This is a genomic window from Neisseria polysaccharea (genome assembly GCF_963392925.1).
GTDB lineage: Bacteria > Pseudomonadota > Gammaproteobacteria > Burkholderiales > Neisseriaceae > Neisseria > Neisseria polysaccharea.
In genome coordinates this window covers 1-18,773 of record NZ_CAUJNZ010000018.1, presented here as the reverse complement: position 1 = coordinate 18,773, position 18,773 = coordinate 1, and the positions used below count along the sequence as shown (strand labels likewise).

The 18,773-nt window shown below is 49.8% G+C and carries 18 protein-coding genes and 2 pseudogenes; 5 read left to right on the top strand and 15 right to left on the bottom strand.

Translation table 11 applies throughout. From position 1 onward, the window contains the following. Positions 1-160: 160 nt before the first annotated feature. Positions 161-1,363, top strand: a complete 1,203-nt coding sequence (locus RDY34_RS10660) for a DUF1311 domain-containing protein (protein ID WP_372340216.1) — start codon at positions 161-163, stop codon at positions 1,361-1,363. Between the two features lie 83 nt (positions 1,364-1,446). Here RDY34_RS10660 and RDY34_RS09625 read toward each other — a convergent pair whose 3' ends face one another. Further along, positions 1,447-1,980: a C40 family peptidase gene (locus tag RDY34_RS09625; RefSeq protein ID WP_250314018.1), complete on the bottom strand. Its 534-nt coding sequence runs from the start codon at positions 1,978-1,980 to the stop codon at positions 1,447-1,449. Positions 1,981-2,027: 47 nt separating this feature from the next. On the opposite strand from RDY34_RS09625, the pseudogene RDY34_RS09620 reads away from it, so the two are divergent. Further along, positions 2,028-2,192, top strand: a pseudogene (locus tag RDY34_RS09620) (IS5/IS1182 family transposase); the annotation flags it as partial. Here the strand turns inward: RDY34_RS09620 and RDY34_RS09615 are convergent. Together RDY34_RS09615 and RDY34_RS09610 are read right to left on the bottom strand one after the other, a co-directional pair. Next, a complete protein-coding gene (locus RDY34_RS09615; protein ID WP_308074868.1) occupies positions 2,141-3,667 on the bottom strand; it encodes a phospholipase D family protein in 1,527 nt (508 codons plus the stop codon). The pseudogene RDY34_RS09620 and the gene RDY34_RS09615 overlap by 52 nt on opposite strands. 111 nt (positions 3,668-3,778) lie before the next feature. Further along, the gene (locus tag RDY34_RS09610; RefSeq protein ID WP_308074867.1) at positions 3,779-5,320 is read right to left on the bottom strand and encodes an MFS transporter; all 1,542 of its coding nucleotides are present in this window, start codon (positions 5,318-5,320) and stop codon (positions 3,779-3,781) included. A 148-nt stretch (positions 5,321-5,468) separates the two neighbouring features. On the opposite strand from RDY34_RS09610, the gene RDY34_RS09605 reads away from it, so the two are divergent. Genes RDY34_RS09605 through RDY34_RS09595 form a run of 3 tightly spaced genes read left to right on the top strand, consistent with a single transcriptional unit; the run spans position 5,469 to position 8,397 of the window. Then, positions 5,469-6,248 (top strand): (Fe-S)-binding protein, encoded by a 780-nt coding sequence (locus RDY34_RS09605; RefSeq protein WP_003754737.1) that lies wholly within the window; start codon positions 5,469-5,471, stop codon positions 6,246-6,248. After that, positions 6,245-6,946, top strand: coding sequence for a LutC/YkgG family protein (locus tag RDY34_RS09600; RefSeq protein ID WP_115437623.1), 702 nt, complete (start codon positions 6,245-6,247; stop codon positions 6,944-6,946). The genes RDY34_RS09605 and RDY34_RS09600 overlap by 4 nt, the downstream gene beginning before the upstream one ends. After that, positions 6,943-8,397 (top strand): LutB/LldF family L-lactate oxidation iron-sulfur protein, encoded by a 1,455-nt coding sequence (locus RDY34_RS09595; RefSeq protein WP_003754742.1) that lies wholly within the window; start codon positions 6,943-6,945, stop codon positions 8,395-8,397. Before RDY34_RS09600 ends, RDY34_RS09595 begins: the two co-directional genes overlap by 4 nt. A gap of 130 nt (positions 8,398-8,527) precedes the next feature. Here the strand turns inward: RDY34_RS09595 and RDY34_RS09590 are convergent. The 12 genes and pseudogenes from RDY34_RS09590 to RDY34_RS09535 form a co-directional block, all read right to left on the bottom strand. Continuing rightward, positions 8,528-8,866: pseudogene (locus RDY34_RS09590) on the bottom strand (DUF2513 domain-containing protein); the annotation flags it as partial. Between the two features lie 1,272 nt (positions 8,867-10,138). Continuing rightward, the gene (locus tag RDY34_RS09585) at positions 10,139-10,450 is read right to left on the bottom strand and encodes a helix-turn-helix domain-containing protein (RefSeq protein WP_003754748.1); all 312 of its coding nucleotides are present in this window, start codon (positions 10,448-10,450) and stop codon (positions 10,139-10,141) included. Beyond that, the gene (locus RDY34_RS09580) at positions 10,447-10,815 is read right to left on the bottom strand and encodes a type II toxin-antitoxin system RelE/ParE family toxin (RefSeq protein WP_003754749.1); all 369 of its coding nucleotides are present in this window, start codon (positions 10,813-10,815) and stop codon (positions 10,447-10,449) included. The genes RDY34_RS09585 and RDY34_RS09580 overlap by 4 nt, the downstream gene beginning before the upstream one ends. Before the next feature lie 325 nt (positions 10,816-11,140). After that, positions 11,141-11,458, bottom strand: coding sequence for a helix-turn-helix domain-containing protein (locus RDY34_RS09575; RefSeq protein WP_003754753.1), 318 nt, complete (start codon positions 11,456-11,458; stop codon positions 11,141-11,143). Positions 11,459-12,014: 556 nt separating this feature from the next. Then, positions 12,015-12,956, bottom strand: coding sequence for a transposase (locus RDY34_RS09570; protein ID WP_308074861.1), 942 nt, complete (start codon positions 12,954-12,956; stop codon positions 12,015-12,017). Positions 12,957-13,707: 751 nt separating this feature from the next. Beyond that, entirely contained in the window at positions 13,708-14,901 is a 1,194-nt protein-coding gene (locus tag RDY34_RS09565) for a zonular occludens toxin domain-containing protein (protein ID WP_308074860.1), read from the bottom strand. A 2-nt stretch (positions 14,902-14,903) separates the two neighbouring features. Further along, positions 14,904-15,182 carry a DUF2523 family protein gene (locus RDY34_RS09560; RefSeq protein WP_002248570.1) on the bottom strand — a complete coding sequence of 93 codons (279 nt, stop codon included), beginning with the start codon at positions 15,180-15,182 and terminating at the stop codon, positions 14,904-14,906. Between the two features lies 1 nt (position 15,183). Beyond that, a complete protein-coding gene (locus RDY34_RS09555) occupies positions 15,184-17,028 on the bottom strand; it encodes a virulence factor TspB C-terminal domain-related protein (protein WP_308074859.1) in 1,845 nt (614 codons plus the stop codon). Between the two features lie 7 nt (positions 17,029-17,035). After that, a complete protein-coding gene (locus RDY34_RS09550) occupies positions 17,036-17,320 on the bottom strand; it encodes a hypothetical protein (protein WP_308074858.1) in 285 nt (94 codons plus the stop codon). 36 nt (positions 17,321-17,356) lie between these two features. After that, a complete protein-coding gene (locus RDY34_RS09545) occupies positions 17,357-17,578 on the bottom strand; it encodes a major capsid protein (RefSeq protein WP_308074857.1) in 222 nt (73 codons plus the stop codon). Between the two features lie 83 nt (positions 17,579-17,661). Further along, positions 17,662-17,922, bottom strand: coding sequence for a hypothetical protein (locus tag RDY34_RS09540; RefSeq protein WP_118815234.1), 261 nt, complete (start codon positions 17,920-17,922; stop codon positions 17,662-17,664). A gap of 189 nt (positions 17,923-18,111) precedes the next feature. Continuing rightward, positions 18,112-18,773 (bottom strand): rolling circle replication-associated protein (locus RDY34_RS09535; protein ID WP_308184551.1); only part of this gene is annotated, 662 nt, incomplete at its 5' end.

Sequence of the window (18,773 nt, the reverse complement as noted above, 5' to 3'; positions counted from 1 at the left end):
ACAGGAAAACCGTCGGTAAACTTGCAGAGCGTGTGCAATCCCGATATGATGGTTCGCATAAATTTAAACATGTATGTTCCGCAGCCATGTACTTCAAGTGCCGTAGCGTGTGTGGAAATACGCAACAGACAGTCCGTGTTTGGACGGCAAAGGAAATCCGATGAAAAAAAACTTACCCGCACTGGCATTGGCAAGTATGCTGATTTTGTCGGGCTGCGACCGTTTGGGAATAGGCAACCCGTTTTCCGGAAAGGAAATTTCCTGCGGCAGTGAGGAAGCGAAAGAGATTCTGGTCAAACTCGTCCGCGAAAATGTCGAAGGGGAAACCGTCAAAACCTTTGACGACGACGCATTCAAAGACCAGGCATTTGCCGACATTGGCATATCGCGTATCCGCAGCATGATCGAACGTTTGGGCATAACCATCGATGAAATCCGTACTGCCGAAAAAACCGACACGTCCAGCAAACTCAAATGTGAAGCCACGTTGAAACTGGACGTGCCCGACGATATTGTCGATTATGCCGTCGCCGCCAATCAATCCATAGGCAACAGCTATAAGAAAACGCCCGACTTTTTTGAACGCTACTACCGCAAAGAAGGCGCGTATTACATCAAAACTATTTCTTACAGCGTCCAGCCGACAGACGACAAAAGCAAAATCTTTGCCGAACTGAATCAGGCACACGATATCATCCATCCGCTCAGCGAGCTGGTGTCTATGGCACTGATTAAAGAGCCGCTGGACAAAGCGAAACAAAGGAACGAAGAACTTGAAGCGGCAGAAGCCGCCGCGCAGGAAGCGAGGGAGGAAGAAGAAGCGGCGGCGCAGGAGGCATTGAGCCAAGAACAGGAGGCAGCCCGCGTATCAGAATGGGAGGAACGCTACAAATTGTCGCGCAGTGAGTTTGAACAATTTTGGAAAGGTCTGCCGCAAACCGTCCAAAACAAGCTGCAAGCCCCACAGAAAACATGGAAAAGCGGGATGGATAAAATCTGTGCCAGCAAGGCAAAAGCCGAAAGTGAAACGCCAAACGGCATAAAAATCAGCGAATTGGCATGCAAAACGGCGGAAACCGAAGCACGCTTGGAAGAGCTGCACAACCGCAAGAAAGCAGTGATTGACGAAATTATCAGGGAAGCAGACAAAAAAGAAAGGACTGCCAAGGCGGCATTGGATGGTGCGGTTCAGGCATTGCCCGCCGATATTGCCGAAACCGTTATGCCCGAATACCGAAACTGGCAGAATGGTTTGAATGCCAAATGCGCCGACGGCGACGAATACGGTTTGGTGCAATCTGACTGCCGTACTAAAGAAATCAATGCAAAAACCAAGGAAATCCAAGGGTATCTGATTAACTGACCTTCGATTTGAAGATGCCGTCTGAAATGCTGTTGCGTTTCAGACGGCATTTTTGCTGCTGACCTTTTGGATGACGGTTTTGTTTATTCTGTAAAAAACGTATGTGCTCCAAGGTAGTTTTTGGCGTAAAACGGTGTGGAGAGTTTTTCGGTTTTGATGGTTTTACCGCTGCTGGGGGCATGGATGAATTCACCGTTGCCGATATAGAGCCCGACATGGGAGTAGCGGTGCGCGCCGCCCGTATTAAAGAATACCAGGTCGCCCGCTTTGAGGCGGCTGTCGGGAATTTTGCGGCTGGCTGCCGCCATGTCGCGGGCGGTGCGGGGAAGGTTGACGTTAAGGGCGTTTTTGTAAACGAATTGAATCATGCCGCTGCAGTCGAAGCCGGTTGCGGTGCTGCTGCCGCCCCATTTGTAGGGCGTGCCGATGAGTCCGAGGCTGTGGAGCATGAGTTCCTGCGAGCCTTGTGTGCGGTCGATGTGGCTGATGCGGACGGCTTGGATTTGCCGGACTGTCTGTTTGGGTTTCGGTTGGCGGTGTTTGCCGGAGGTCGTGCCGCATGAGGCGAGGAGCAGTGCGCTGAGACAGAGGAAAAGGGTTTTGTTGAGGGGAAACATGGTTTTTCCTTTGCGGGTTCGGATATGCCGTCTGAAGGTGTTTCAGACGGTATAGTGGATTAAATTTAAATCAGGACAAGGCGACGAAGCCGCAGACAGTACAAATAGTACGGCAAGGCGAGGCAACGTCGTACTGGTTTAAATTTAATCCACTATATTTCTATAATAAACCTTCTATGGGCAGCAGGGATAGGATTTTTGCGGCGATGCGTTTCCAAAGTTTGGCTTCGGGTTCGTTCGGGTAGGTTTTTCGGGTGGCGGGATCGTGCCATTGCAGGCGGTTGTGTTTGTCGAGGGTAACGCGGTAGGCGTATTCGGGCGTGGTATCGGCAAGGGTGCGCTCCATCTGTTCTGCGATTTTGGGGCTTTCGATGACGACGCCCATTTCAGTATTGAGCCGTGCGGAACGAGGGTCGAGGTTGAATGAGCCGATGAAGATGCGTTTGCCGTCCACGATGAAGGTTTTGGCATGCAGGCTGGTTACGGAGCTGCCGGTCAGGCCTTTGTCTTTTGTAGCGGGGACGGCATGGTTGGGTTGCAGCTCGTAGAGTTTGATGCCGGCTTTGAGCAGCGGTTTTCGGTATTTGACGTAGCCGGAATGGACGGCGGCAACATCGGTCGCCTGTAGCGAGTTGGTCAGGACGGTAACGTCTATGCCGTCCTGCACCAGTTTTGCCAGTGCGTCTGTGCCGGATTTTGTAGGGACGAAATAGGGTGAAACCAGATAGATGCTTTTTTCGGGCTGTTTGAGGGCGTTTTGCAGGCGGTCGGCAATCGGCGGTTTGCGGCTGTCGCGGTCCAGCCCTTTGTCGGGATCGTCGCTGATTAGGCGGGTTTGGACGCTTTGCCAGTCGATGCGTCCTGTCTGTATTTTTTGGTAGAGGGGCGACTGTTCGACGGTTTCGCGGTAGCGCAGGAGCGCGTGTCTAGATGTTTCGTCGTTGTATCCGAGTGCTTGAAGACCCTTGCCGATGTTGCCGCTGCGGATGATATGAGTGGCATTGTAGGCGGAATGGCTTGCCCAGTAGCGGTCAAAGTCGTGCGATACTTCGCTAACGACGCTGCCGGTAGCGAGGATGTCCAGGTCGGCAAAAACGGTATCGTTCCTGACTTTGAAATATTCGTCGCCGATATTGCGTCCGCCGAGTATGGTGGCGCGGTTGTCGGCGGTAAAGGATTTGTTGTGCATGCGGCGGTTGAGGCGGGCAAAGTCGGTCAGGTAGCCGAGTGCGCGCCATTTTCGTAAGACGAAGGGGTTGAACAGGCGTACTTCGATATTGGGATGGCTGTCGAGGGCAAGCAAGAGGTCGTCCAATCCGCGCGTGTTGTTGTCGTCCAGCAGCAGCCGTACGCGTACGCCGCGTTCTGCGGCAAGGTATATGAGGTTGAATAGAAGTCTGCCGGAAATGTCGTTGCGCCAGATATAGTATTGCAAATCGAGGCTGTGTTCGGCGGATTCGATGAGGGCTGCGCGCGCGGCAAAGGCTTCGTGGGGATCGTTCAGCAAATAGATATCGGATAGCCCGTTGTTGCGAGGGGTGTGCCGGATTTGCAGGATGTTGTCCAGGCGGACAGGTTTGGAAGTGTTGAAATGATGGCTTTCCGTCCGTTCTTCCAGTGGGGGCAGCCATGAAGAACATGAACAGAGAAGGAGGCATAAAAGGGAAATGAGGCTGTGTGTTTTCATCGGGGATAGGGTTTCAGACGGCATTGCCTGTATTTTGTGGTTTGTACGCATTGAAATGAAGCATCATAATCTAAAGGCCGGAACGGGTAAAAGTTTTGTCGGGATGCAGGATTAAGGCCGCGTGCCTCTTGTCAGGTTGGCACCGTCTGATATATGCAGCCGTTTGAAAACCAGCGATGATGCAAGGGTAATGCCGCCGATGCTGAGCAGCGTCATGCGGAAGGCCGGATGCAGGTTGGCGGCGGCAGGCATCAGGAATGTCCAGTTTTTAAGTATCAGCGCACCGGAAACAACCCCCATACTGATGGCAAGTTGCTGGTTAACCGCCATCAGGCTGTTGCCGCTGCCTGTTTGTTGCGGACGTAAATCTGCAAGTGTCAGTGTATTCATGGCCGAAAACTGTAAAGAATTGCATGTGCCGATTGCCAGCGAGAGCAAAACCCATATCCATAACGGAGAGTGTCCGTCAGGCAGTGCCAGCAGCATGATGAAGGCGGCAAGCAGTTTGGTATTCCAAAGCAGCACCTTGCGGTAGCCGAAACGTTTCATCAAGGTGGAGATTAACGGCTTGACCAATAGCGAAGACAGGGCGACGGGTGCAACCAGCCAGCCTGACAGGCTTGCACTGAAACCGAAAGCGATTTGAAACATCAACGGCATCAGGAAGGGAATCGAGCTGATGCCGATACGGCTGAACAGGTTGCCTGCCAATCCCAGACGGAAAGTGCGTATCAGGAATAAATCGGCAGAATAAATCGGATGGGGTGCCGTTTTCATGTGTCTGAAATAACGGTGTGCAAACAGCAGTCCGCCGCACAGCGGCAACAGTGCAAAATACGGAGGCAGCGCGTGCGACAGGCTTTCTGCAGCAAGCAGCAGCAGGCAGGCGGCAGCGGAAAAGATCAGATAGCCTTTGAAATCCAGAGCGGTATCGTTGCCTTTGACATCGGGCATGATGTTGCGTCCCAATATGAAACCCAGCAGACCGATGGGCAGGTTGAGCAGGAAAATCCAGTGCCACGAAGCGTATTCGACCAAATAACCGCCCGCCAAAGGCCCCAACACAGGGCCGATTAGTGCAGGCATGACCGCATAATTGATGGCGTTGAGCAGCTTGGACTTGTCGTACACACGCAAGATGGTCAGACGCGGTATCGGAACCAGCATCGAACCGCCGATGCCCTGAACGACACGGGAAAGCGTCAATTCAAACAGCGAACCCGATGCGGCGCACAATGCCGATCCGAGCATAAAAACGGCAATCGAACCGAAAAAGACTTTTTTCGTTCCGAACCTGTCCGCCAAATAACCGCTCAAAGGAATCAGCAGGGCAACCGTCAGCGTATAGGCAACGACTGCCAGTTGCATATCCAGAGGCGATTCGTTCAGGTCGGCGGCAATTTTGGGCAGTGCGGTATTTAAAATGGTCGCATCCAACATCTGCATAAAAATGGCAATTGCCAGCAGAAGCGGCAGCCAAGGGGATGGTGCACTGGCGGATAGGGTGTTTTTTTCCATAGGGCGATTGTACCCCATCCTTGTGCCGTTATCGTTTTCAGATGCCGTCTGAATGCCGTCAGAGTCGGCGTCCTGAATGTTCACAAGCAAACGAATCGGCATTTCATTGTAATGATAATTATTATCGAAAATTATCAGAGTAAGATACAGTAAGCGTTATGGGGTAGTTTGTAAAAAAAACCGGATTATTTTTTAAAATTAGACTTGACCCACAACAGTCAATTACTTAAAGTAAACGCTTACCTTTCTACAGAGAAAAACGGGTTTCCCGTTATCAAAAAACATGAGCGCAACCACTCCCCCCAAAATCATCCGATACGACAGCAATCCGACCGATGTCTATTTTTTCGGCACTTGCGTCCTTGATCTTTTTATGCCCGAAGCAGGCATGGATGCCATTGCCCTAATCGAGCAGCAGGGCATACGCGTCCATTTCCCGATGGCGCAAAGCTGCTGCGGCCAGCCTGCTTATTCATCCGGCCATCCGACCGAAGCCTTCGATGTCGCCAAAGCGCAACTCGGTCTTTTCCCCGAAAACTGGCCGATTGTCGTACCGTCCGGCTCATGCGGCGGCATGATGAAGCACCATTGGCCGACGCTGTTTAAAGGCAGCGAGTATGAGGAAAGGGCTGTGGATTGCGCCAAGCGCATCATCGAGTTTACCCATTTCCTGCTTGCTATCGGTTTCAAACCCGAAGACAAGGGCGAACCGGTCAAAGTCGCCGTTCACACTTCCTGCGCCGCCCGCCGCGAAATGAATGTCCATCTTTCAGGCTGGCAGTTGATTGACGGTATGGAAAATGTTGAACGTATCGTTCACGACCACGAAAGCGAATGCTGCGGCTTTGGCGGTACATTCTCTGTCAAACAGGCCGATATTTCCGGCGCGATGGTAATCGACAAAGTTGCCGCGCTGAAAGAAACCGGTGCGACCGAAATCATCAGCGCGGACTGCGGCTGCATGATGAACATCGGCGGCAAAATCGCTAAGGACGAGCCGAATATGCCGCGTCCGAAACACATCGCATCCTTCTTGTTGGAACGTACCGGAGGCAAAGCATGAGCGCGCGCGAAAATATTTTGGCAAAACTAAAAAAAGCCGACGCATTGCCGATGGAAGAGCCTGCGGTTTTTGATTATTACCGTGAAATGGGTGTTTCTTGGAGCAGCGAAGTTGAGCGTCTGAAACATTGGGCTGCCGCTATGCGTGCGGTCAAAACCGAAATTTATTGGGTGACCAAAACCGGCTGGCCGCAAGTATTCCGTCAAGCAGCTGAAGGCAAAGGTTTGAAAAATATCCTGCTGCCGTTGGCGACCGAACACGGACAAATCGCCCGTGCCGCATTGGCGGGCAGCAATATCGAACCGATTGCTTTCGAGCGCGAAATCGATACTTGGAAAACCGAGTTTTTCACAAACATTGATGCAGGCTTTAGCGGCTCGCAATGCGGCATCGCCCGTACCGGTACGCTGATGCTGTTTTCCAGCCCCGAAGAACCGCGTACTTTAAGCCTCGTTCCGCCCGTGCATTTCTGCCTGTTTGATACGGCAAAAATGTATAACGAATTTCACAACGCCGTTGAAGGTGAAAAACTGGTGGAAAACGGTATGCCGACCAATGTTTTCCTGATTTCCGGTCCGTCCAAAACCGCAGATATCCAACTGACGCTTGCTTACGGCGCGCACGGTCCGCGTGATTTGGTCATCCTCGCCATCCTGCCTGACCACATTTCCCCTGCCGATTTGGAGGAAAACGCATGACTACGCAAACCATCAAGTTCCACATGAAGCCGGAAACTTTCAAACAAAACGCCGCAATTTCCCTTCAAGACAAGCCTTTGCGCAAAAGCCTGCGTACCGCGATGGATATGCTGATGACCAAACGCAAAGCCGTTTTGACCGACGAAGAAGAGCTGCAAAGCTTGCGCGATTTGTGCGAACACGTCCGTCAGCGTTCATTGTCCAAATTGCCTGCCCTGCTGGAGCAGCTGGAAGAAAATCTGACTAAGTTGGGCGTAAAAGTACACTGGGCGGAAACACCGGCCGAAGCCTGCGAAATCATCCACGACATCATTACTGCCAAAAACGGCAAGCTGATGGTCAAAGGCAAATCGATGGTCAGCGAGGAAATCGAGCTAAACCATTATCTTGAAGCAAAAGGCATTAAAGCGGTAGAAAGCGACTTGGGCGAATTTATCGTCCAAATGGCAGGCGAAAAACCGACCCATATCGTGATGCCTGCTATCCACAAAACCAAAGAACAGGTTAGCGAACTTTTCCACCAAAACCTCGGTACGCCGCTGACAGACGATGTAGACCAACTGACCGGCTTTGCCCGCAAAGCCCTGCGCGATATTTACAGCACTGCCGATGTCGGCTTGAGCGGCGTAAACTTTGCCGTTGCCGAAACGGGCACGCTGTGTTTGGTCGAAAACGAAGGCAACGGTCGCTTGAGTACCACCGTTCCGCCCGTGCATATCGCCATTACCGGCATTGAAAAAGTAGTTGCCAAGCTGTCGGATATTCCACCCTTGTACAGTCTGCTGCCGCGTTCTGCCATCGGTCAGAACATCACAACCTATTTCAATATGATTACCGGCCCGCGCCGCAGTGAGGAATTAGACGGCCCGCAGGAAATGCACTTGGTTCTGCTCGACAACGGCCGCAGCCAGGCTTATGCCGAAGACCAAATGCGCCGCACCCTGCAATGTATCCGTTGCGGCGCGTGTATGAACCATTGCCCGGTTTATACACGCATCGGCGGCGCGGCATACGGCACAACCTATCCCGGTCCGATTGGCGAGATTATTTCCCCGCACCTGTTGGGTCTTGATGCCACCCGCGACCTGCCGACCGCCTGCACGATGTGCGGCGCGTGCGTGGAAGTTTGTCCGGTACGCATCCCGATTACCGAACAAATGCAGCGTTTGCGCGTTGAAGCGCAACGTTCGCCGACCGAAACTGTGCCGCACCCCATCCGGGGGCAAGGCGCATCGCATACCTTCGGTGAACAAATGGCGTGGCGCACATTCAACGGTATTTTCAGCGGCAGCAAAACCTACCGCGCCTTCGGTTGGGCGGCCACCAAGTTCCGCAACCTGACCCCGCGCAAACAGTTGGGTTGGACGCAAAACCGCGTACCGATGAAACCGGCGAAGAAAACCCTGCACGAACTGATGGCGGAAAAAATGCGCCAAAAAGAAAAAGCATAAGCGATTGTGTATGAAATGCCGTCTGAAACGGTTTCAGACGGCATTTGCTTGGTTATTCAGCTTTGAATTTTGGGTCGGCTTCCGACAGCCGTAGGGCGGCATTGCCATGCCGCCGTTCAAACCCTTGCATTTACACCTCCAACAGTTTCAGTGCGGCGGCTTTGATGGCTTCAAAAGACAAATCTACCGCCTTTTCCTTCAACAGGCTGCGGATGCACCGCCAAGCCGTATCGCTGCGGATGGAAGCGAGAAACTCATGCCCCGCCCACGTCAGGCGGATTCTGTAACAGGCAAACCCATTGCCCTGCTGATCGCGGTTGCATTTGTCCGCAATCAGTCCGTCCTGTATCAAGAGGCACAGATGATATGCGGCTTCTTCCTTTGTCCAACCTTCGATACAGGTGGAAACGATCCAGCGGTCGGGGTTGGGTTCATTTTCCAATTCGGTCAGGATATGGCGTATCAAATCCCAGTCGCGTTTTACTTTTTATCCTTGAAGATGTTTTAAAGGCCGTCTGAAACGGTTTCAGACGGCCTTTTAGTTATGCGGATTTTAATCCCAGGTCTGCTTCCGGAGCGGTTTTCAAATCGGACTTGTACGGTTTGACTCACTCGGACTTTTCAGCCGCCTCAAGTATCCATTTGCACATACGGACGAGGACAAATCCTCAATCGAAAATACGCTGCCCACAACTCGCTCTGCATCTGCTCGGCTGCCTTCCTGTCAATTCCAGCCGAGCGTGGATACAGATAATCCAACAATTCGGACGGGGCGGTTTTCCTACTTAAAAATACTTTTATTTCTCGGCTGACATACAGTTCAGACGGTATGACCTACTCCGATATTTTTATCAATAAGCGGACTTTATCCCACTGTTCTTGCGGCAATGATAACACATACCGCAACAATGTCTTTGCAGTATTATCCCACCGCCCGGTTGATTTCATACCGGCATATATAGGCGCAATTCATACGGGCGGGCGCATACATGGGGGGAACTGCAACAGGGCGCGTGTTTGCGGATAGCTTGTGTAAGCACAAAAGTGTGTAACAGCCTGATAATTGGCTGGAAGCTTGCAGCTTTTTGTATTGCCGATTTGTCGGCAGTAATGTTGGCTTTGGCATTTTCTTCTGTTTTAAGGTAACTTGTGGCAAGCTTCCCCTATAAATGATGAAAATTCAGGTATAGCCCGTCGTATCCGAGGCAACAAAAAAGCCTTGAAATGTTGAATTTCAAGGCTTTATGCGTATTTCAGGATACTGCTGAAAACAGGGTATGGTGGAGGCGGGGGGAATCGTACTTTAAACTTAACTCATTGATTTAAATATAATCATGTTTTTGTTTCTGGTAAAAGTTACCCCAAAAGTTACCCCATAACTTAAAGGTAGGGGTATTTTTTTGCACTATTTACCCTTTGTCAGATTGTCAGTTTAAGCCGTTTGTTTGGCGTGGGCAAAGACATTTTTTTTGGTATTTCTGCCAAGCTGTGAAATATGGTTTGATTGCAACACCAGCAATTACGCGCCATCTTGTGGGCTGGTGTTTGCCTTAAGGGGTATTTCAGTGTTTCCAGTTGTTAAGCAAAATTTAATAACTGCCATATTGCCGCCATGTGGTATCTGAAAAACGGCAAAAAAAACGGCAAGCGGCTTTTTGTGCCGGTCAGTTTCTGCACGGCATGGAAAAGCCGCCTTATTTCGGCGGCTCTGCATGGTTTAAGATTAACCCTATACAATCGGCTATGCGATGGCTTCAATACCCTTGTTTTTGACGATGGTAAGCAGTTTCAACGCCGCGCCGCTTGGCTTTTTAACACCCCGCTCCCATGCTGAAACATGGTTTTTCCCCACGTTGAGGTAGATAGCAAAGGCGGCTTGTGATAGTGCCTCTTTCTCTCTGATTGCCTTAATATCTTCGCCGTTTAACGGCTTGATTTCTGTCAGACATGATTTATCAAAATCGCGCATGGTCTTTTTATCGATTGCGCCGATGTCGTGCAATGCGCTTGCTATGCTGTGGATGCTCTCACTTACGGGGCTTTTGTATTTCATGATTCTATCTCCGTTAATTGCTTTTTCTGTTTCAGGCTCTCTATCTGCCCGTCGTTCAATGACTGGCTTTCCGCTGCCAATGCTTTAAAGAAAATCGTTTCTTGCACGCTGATGTTTTCTTGCTCTGACTTTGCGAAGCCATGCGCAAAAAAAGCCTTATCCCCGCGTTTGAATAGAATAATGCTCCTATATCCGCCGCGTCTGCCTTGCCCTTGCCGCGCTATGCGCTGCTTAATCACGCCGCCGCCAAGGTCTGCGTCTATCAGCCCGTTATCAGCCCGCTCTACCGCTTCCAGCAGCTCGGAATCACTGATTTTATGTTTCTTGGCAAATTTTTCAAAAGCTCGGTATTTGTAAATCTTCATTTTCTACTGCTTTCGTATCACGCTAAGGATTATATACAGTAGAACAAAACACGGCAAGCCGCCTTTTTTATACACCGCAATTTCTGCGTTTGTGCCGTCTGAAACACCAGCGGCTAACTTGATTATTTTTTAATCAATCGCTTCCAATGGCTCAAATTTGCGTTTTTAGAGCGTTTTGCCGCCTGCCTATGCCGTGGATATATCCAAGCGGTTTAACCGCCATTACTGCTCAAATTTGGTGCGTTTCCGTGCGTTTTGGCTTTGTGTGGGTGTGAAAAATCCCCGTGCCTGTCGGTCATGCGGGGATGTTTTCGGCGGCTTTCCGCTATGCTCTGATATTCAGTTCGGCGGTCTTCCCCGTCTTGGCAAGCATGGTTAACAGTGCGTCTATCGTGAACTTGCTGATTTTTCCGTTTACCAAGTCGGAAACACGGGGGCGGCTGGTGTTGAAGATTTCCGCCGCCTGCTCCTGTTTCAAGTTCCGCTCTTTTATCCATTCGCTGACGCTTTCGGCGAGCTGTAACTTGGTTCTGATAATCATATCGCTATGTGCCTTAAGTTTGGCGGCTTCATCGGCGGAAAATCCTAAATCAGCAAAAACATTGCCACCAACAGGCGTAATATGCGTGGTTTTTGATGTCATTTTGCTATCTCCTGTATCAATGCCCTATATTGGCTCAAGGGGGAATGCTTAAGGTCTTCCAGTGATGTATCACGCCATTCTATGGGCTTTTCTTTGTTCATGTATCAAAATTTATACAAATAAGCAGCAAGGGGCAAGAATAAAAACCGTATATATACAAAAAAACGCAAAAATCGTTTGTTACCTTTGTTACCAATGGCTGAAAGCCTTGCCAGTCATGGCTTTCACGGTAACAAAATACATATCTTAACCTTGTTACCGTTTGTTACCGCCTCTGTTTTTTGGATGTAACCATATGAATATAAAGGGGTAACAAATGGTAACAAATCGGTAACAAGTAAATTTATGTTCATTTGTTACCGTTTTTTCTTTATTTTTATATTGATATTCATATAGTTATAAATGTTAAGTTTTGTGGTAACAAAGGTAACAAATGATTTTGCCTCGCGCATAGATAGTGTATTGCCCCGTCAATAAACTTTACATTTTTTAAAGGTGTAAGAAGTCCCGCCCTGCGGTGCAGTGCGCTTTATGGTTCGCTTTATCTCGCCGCCTGTCAGCGGTAACGGCTTCTGTCGAAGTTTTCCCCGTTTTTCAGCAGATGAAACGCAATGACGGCAAGTTTACGCATGATGGCTACGATGATTACTTTGGGCGGCTTGCCTTTTGCTTTAAGCCTTGCGGTAAAGTCGGGAAATACGCCCATCCTGTAAGCGACAAGTGCAGGCATATACAATGCCGCCCTTGTTTCTGATTTGCCAATCTTTGAGATGCGCGTCCTGCCTTTGACGCTCGTCCCTGATTGATGTTCTTTGGGGTCAAGTCCTAGATAGGCTACAAGCTGCTTTGCATGGGTGAATCGTTCTGTGATTATAGAACAGAGGACGGCGGCGGAATTTTCGCCTATTCCGTCTATGCTTTTCAATGTCTTTATGCGTTTGTCCTGTTCGGGATTGTTTCGGTAATAGGCTTGCAATTCCTGTTCAAGGCTGTCTATCAGTTGTGTGAAGTGGTTTATTGTTTCTTGGATATGGGGCTTGATGAAGTCGGGTGCTGTTTTGTATTTGGTCTGTTCGGAAGCCCTTTGCTGTTTGGTTCGGGCAATGTATCGGACAAGCTCCTGAAGTTGTCTGTGTTCCGGTGTGAACGGCTGCCATTGTTCGGGCTTCATGGCTTGACAGTATCGGGCTATCAGCTTTGCGTCCTGCCTGTCGGTCTTACTGCGGTTCATTACCGCCGTGCCAAATCCTTTAATGGTTCGCGGGTTTACTACGCTCATTTTATAACGACGGGCAAGGGCTATTGCCGATTCTTCGTAATATGTTCCGGTTGCTTCGCAACAGCAGTGCAGATTACTGTCTGCTCCATGTTCTTGCAGCCATGTTTGCAGCTTGGCTATGCCTCCGCTGTCGTTCGTAAACTTGCGTTCATAAAAAATGCCGTCTGAAATCAGACAGCAATCTAATGTTTGCTTTGATACGTCTATGCCTAGGTGCATTGCGTTTTGCCTTATGAATGCGGGTTCTTTGTCCCTTAATAGTGTTCAAACTTCTAATGCGGTAAAACCCCCGTCCCTTTCTATTTCTCATACTCATGGCATAAGGGTTAATCGGGTTCGGGGGTTTTGCTTGGGGTTTCGTCAAACGCCAAGCAGTCAGTGAACGGTTGCTGTTTTGAACACTGGCTGCTTGAAGCTCGTAAAGTTGCGCCGCATTCGCGGCGCGGCGGCGCTGTGGGGACACCCCCCTCGCGCTTATCGCCAATTCCCCCCCGCGCTTCCCGGCTGTTTGCGGCTTCGCTCGCAAAGTGCGCTGCTTCGCCTGCCTGTGGCTAAAGTTGTTTAATCGGAAAGGCTTTGCGGGGGCTAGCCCCCACACCCCCAGTCTCACTTGCGACGCCGCGCGGGCAGGGGGACGGCGCAAAAGACGCGCGCCTTACCACCTGCCCACGGGCAGAGTGTGTTCTTTTGGCGGTGCGGCAAGGGGTATCCAAAAAGATTTATAAAGACGATGAATCCGTCTTTACAAATCTTTCTGGACGTCCTCCCCCTGCCTTGGTAAAGGTTACTGGGGCGAAACGGTTTTTTTAAGAGGTTGGTTAAGAATACTTGTTTATAAAATAAATTGCAATAAAATCAACAAGTAGGAATAACAAAACGGGCAATATAAAATACTTCTTCACGCCTGCCCATCCGCCTTTTTTGTAGTAGCAACGCGTTGCCCATATGCCGAGTAAAAAACCTGCGCCCATTATGTCCCACCTCCTACCACGCCGCCGCCTATTCCTTCAAAATCCCTGCCGCGCTCTTCCCAGTTGTCGTACATTAGATTCTGCTGCGGCTTGCCGCCCAGTACGGCAACTTTGCTTCCCTGCGGTGCTTCTGCCTTTGGTGTCGTGGTTTCTGTCGTTAATCGGTTACTTTCTTTGTACGGATTGTATATGCCGTTTTCAACGTAATCAAGACATTGGGACTTTTTCATGTCTTTTATCGGCGTTGCCTGCTCCGTGTAGCAGGTGCAGCGGTTTTCTGATTTGACACAGGCAACGGGATACGGCATGGTTTTTACGGCTTTGTTCATGCCGTCGTAAATAGGGGCGGTTTCCGCCCTGCCTTCGATACGGGGGCGGTAGTCGTCCTCTGTTAAATAGGCGGCTTTGCGTTCTGCCTCCTGCTCCGCCTGTGTCTTGACCTCCTGCGGCTCTGCGCTGCTTTTCGGCTCTTGGACTGCCGCCCAGCTTCCTCCGCCATAGGGCGGCGGCAGCGTTTCGGCAGTCTGCGCCACCGGCGCGGCTTTGATTGCCTTGTTTGTGGTCTGCCAACTGCTGTACAGGTAGTAGCCTGCGCCGATTATCACGGCGAGGACGACGGGGGCTACATATACGACGCGCGATAACTTTGTTTTAATTTTGGTATGTTCTTCGGCGGATTTGTACACGCCGAATGCGCGTTTGTCCAAAGTGTACACGCTCTTCACGCCATCGGCTATGCTCTGGCGGCTTTGAGGGTCTCCGCATCCGTTCCATTCAACCATTCGGCGAACGCCCAAATTAGTTTTACTGATATGGCAATGATACCCTATCAGGTTTCTTACATTCGCGTCTATCAGACGCGGATGCTGCGTCAATAGGAAGATGTCAATGCCTTTATGCCTATGGGTCTCAAGCTCTGCGACATAATCGGGTACTTTTGAACCGCTTGGGCGGGGGCGGAATACGCGTTGACATTCGTCAATGACAAGTATTGCGCCTGTCGGCGCCCATTTGTGCCACGTCTGCATACTCTCCCCTTCGGGTATCGGGAAATGCGGTATTACGTCTTCTTTGAATTCGGGAATGCCATCAAGGTATAAGGGGCGGTTCTTGAGGTCTTCGCGCGTCATTAGGTCTGAAATCATCTTCAGGGTCTTCCCCGAACCGGGTACGCCCGTTATGAGATATAGCATAATTATCCTTTCGTCATTGATGCTGACAGTTTGGAAACTGCTTTAAGTGAAGCGATAAACGCAAATGTACCGAAAATCCAATTAAGGCATACGCCTATACCTGCGATATAGGCTAGTTGCAATGCAACTTCGGGAATGCCTCCTATTTGCTGCTGTACGCTAGAAAGTAAATAGCCTTGAAGTTCGTTCAGCCCGACATAGGACACGAACGACACGCCGAGGGCGGCGACGACTTTACCGGCGAATGTCGTTAAAACGGCGGTTAAGAGTTTTCCCCACATGTCAAAGCTCCTTAACGGCGGCATATGCCATCATTGAACAAGTTATCATCGTGGCGAGAATGATAATCGGGCGAAGCAGTCTTAAAATACGGCATGCTTCGTCATAGTTCACGTCTATTGTGCCAAGCAAGCCCATTTGAACATTTACGCCCGACGGACAAACGCCGTCTGTTGCAAATGCGTCAACTGGTTTTAATTTCCCTAGGTCTATGTCTCTTTCAGGGATTATGAGGTCTTCGTAATCGTAGTTTTCAGGGGTATTGCCGCCTGATTCCGTTTCGGGGCGGTTCTGCTGTCCGCTTGGCGCGGTCTGCTCCCCGTTCTGCCCGCTTGGCGCGGGTGTTACGTTGTTATGCCCAACGGTTGGGGCAGGTGCGACGGGCTGCCGCGCGGGGGCTTGGCTGCTGTTGGGTTTCAAATCGGGGCGGGGGATGGCGGTTGCGGTTACGTTGCCTTTGTCGTCCAACTTAAACAGGGTCTGTTGCGGTACGTTTGAGCCTTCGGGCGTGAACGGTGCGGATAAGGCTGTTGCAGGGGTAAAACTGTTTGCGGTTGTGGCTTGGTCTATCACGCCCCCCAATTTTGCAAGCTGTTTCATAAGCTCTGCATGGTTGGTGTTTTGGTCTTCAAGCATTCTGTTCAGAATGCCAGCTACTTCCTGCTGATTCAGCATGAAGTCTTTGGGATTCGGGTCAGTTAATATTTTTATATTGCTGGAATTTGGCTGATAAGCTTTTACAAATAAGGAAATATCATAATAACCTTTATAAATACCGTTCGATAGATATTTTGGAGTGTTTTTGTGCTTAAATTTGTAAGTTGTTTTAAAACCATTAACATTAATATTTATGGAATCGCCCCATTCTTCTTGAGAATACGAATATCCATAAATAAGATTGCCTCCGTTATTTTCTAAATACGCAATTGTCCATTCAGGATTAGATTCAAGTACCTCACCGCCATTCCCGTTTGCTGCGTATCTGTAACCGATTTCTTCAATACGAATTAGAAAGGGTTTTAAGACTTTGCCGTTTTCATATTTGGGCTTGAGTTGCTCTTTTGCGAGTTCTTCGGCTCTCTCTGCTTCTGCGGCTGCTGTTGCTGCCTTGGCTGCCGCTGCATTGGCTACGGCTGCGCGGAAATCGCCTGCGCGTTCGGCTTGGGCTTGGGCGGCTTTTGCCTTCGCTGCGGCTTTCTTGGCGGCAACCGAGTTTGCTTCCCTATCGGTTTTTTCGGCGTTTACTTCGTGCTTGCCGTCTAAGTAGCCTTGCCCGAACCTACCTATTAAATCCGCCGTTGATTGCCCTGGACTTGAAAAAAAACCGTCTACAAATTTAAATACAGAACTAAAGCCCTGCCATGCAGCATCTTTATAATCGCCTTTGGCGATTGCACTACCTAAATTTTCAACATGTGGTGCTGCCGAGTTCATACCATTAGAAAACCCAAAACCCACCGCAATCCCATTAGATGCCGTCTGAAGCTTGCTTACACTGACATCCTGCCGATAAACTGTGGAAATCTGCGCCTTCTCTCCGTGAACGCCTGTTGCCGTTACGGTCTTTTTCTGGCTGCCCGTAATCGTGCCGCCGTCCCTCTTGACTTCGGCTCTGCCTGTATTCTGCGCATTCACGCGCCAAACACCCGTATCAGGGTTGTAACCCATGTTCCTCAATGCTTGTTCGCTTGGAAATGATGCGTTTTGATATTGTGCAGGGGGCGGCATCGCCACGTCTGCAAATGCAAATTGAACGGTTACTGTTTGTATGCTAAAAGCAGCAACGACAATGCTACAAACATGCTTGGAATTGCTGCTGTTAAAAATTCGGTTTCGGGATTCATTCATCACACACCTAGATAGTTTTTAGTGCTTTGAGAAGCACGATAATTACAAAGATTATTGCCGATGCGCCTGCAAGGGTATGGCCTGTATATTCGCCGAATGCCGCATATTGCCCGTACGCGCAATACGGGAAACTCATCTTTACCGTCTGCTGCTGATACATCCAGCTTTTGCCGTTATAAAACGGCATATTCAGATTGCCGTCTTTATCAAAAGACGGTATGACCTGGCTCATCGCAACGTTCGTTGCTTCTTTTTCTGTTCTATAACAGATTCTGCCGACTTGATAGCCCATTTCTGCACCTTAAAAAAAGGGCTTGCGCCCTTTCGATTAGCCTACGGAGTTTGCACCACGTTTGCCGATGCGAATTGTGGCAAATGCAATACCGATACCGACGGCGATTACACCGATTGCGCCTACGGCTGTTTTCAAGCCGCCCATTTCTGTTGTAATGGCATCGAGAATGGTATTGTCGGACGCCATTGCAGATGCTGACGCTACAGCCATGGTTGCCGCTACTGCGGCATTCTTCAGTTTTTTCATGATGTTCATGATTTTTTCCTTTCGGATAGGTTAATAAAAGGCGGCTTGGTTGGGGTCTGTACAGCGGCAGCCGCCGAACCGCTGAAAACTTGTCAGACTTCGTAATAGTAGAGATTGCCTTTAAAGACGCTTAAATCAACTTCTAATGCTAAAAGCGTGTCTCTAGGCATATCACGGTATTTATCGGGATTCTTCGTGCCAATCTTCATCACTTTGGTACTATCTTCCGTTCTAAGCACCATTCCGATGTGATAACGCTTGGTAAATGTGCCGTCTTCGTTCTTTTTGTCGGTCTCTATCAATCGGTCAAATGCGCCGATAACAAAAACGCCTTGCTTTTTCTGTTCGCTCATGTGTCTTGCCTTTCGCTTTGGTTTAAAAATCTGCTTCGCCTGTCGTCCTGTTCAGGCTTCTTTCATTCAACGGTTCGGGGGCGCGGGGGGCGGTGCCCTCACACGCGGCTTAACGCCGCTCGCACCTTGCTTCGCAAGGGCGGTAATCGGGCATCCGCGCCCCCGAACCACAATCAACGGTTTCTTGTTTCACGCCATATTGATAATGGTTTCACGGTTGTAATACGCCCATTTCGGGCTGATAAAATCCGTCAGGATACGGTTGTAATTCTCTTCGCTCATGGGTTTCAGTGAGATTCCGTAAAAAAGTTCTACATGCGCTTTAAGCAGCGGTTCGATGCAGAAAACCCATTTTTTGAGATTTTCGCGCCACTTGCGCGAACCCTCGGAAACAAACGAAAAATTGCTTGTCGCAATCTTCCACAACTGTTTTTTGCCGATTGTGGTACGGATAAGCCGATAGCCTTTGTCTTCGGGCAGACGGCTGTCAATGTGTTTTGCAATGTACTTGCCGACATATCGGGCAAGTCCTTTGCTGTTGGTTTTGACTGGCAGCAGTTCGGAACGCCCGAAACCGTACTTTTCCATGTTTTCCCGAAGGACTTGCCATAGTTGGCGCAGGTTTTTGTTGGCACTTGTGTAATTACGGGCTTGGATTTGTCTGAAATTCAGACCACGGCGGATGTCTTGGCGTGTGTTTACGATGAGATGAAAATGTATACGACCGCTTTTCATGCGTTCGTATACGCAAATATAGTTTTCAAAATGTTTTTTAAGAAAGTTTGTACGGAGGCTGTGAAAGCGGCGGCTCGCCTCTTTAACGTCTTGCACGTCGTCGGCGAAAGTGAGTG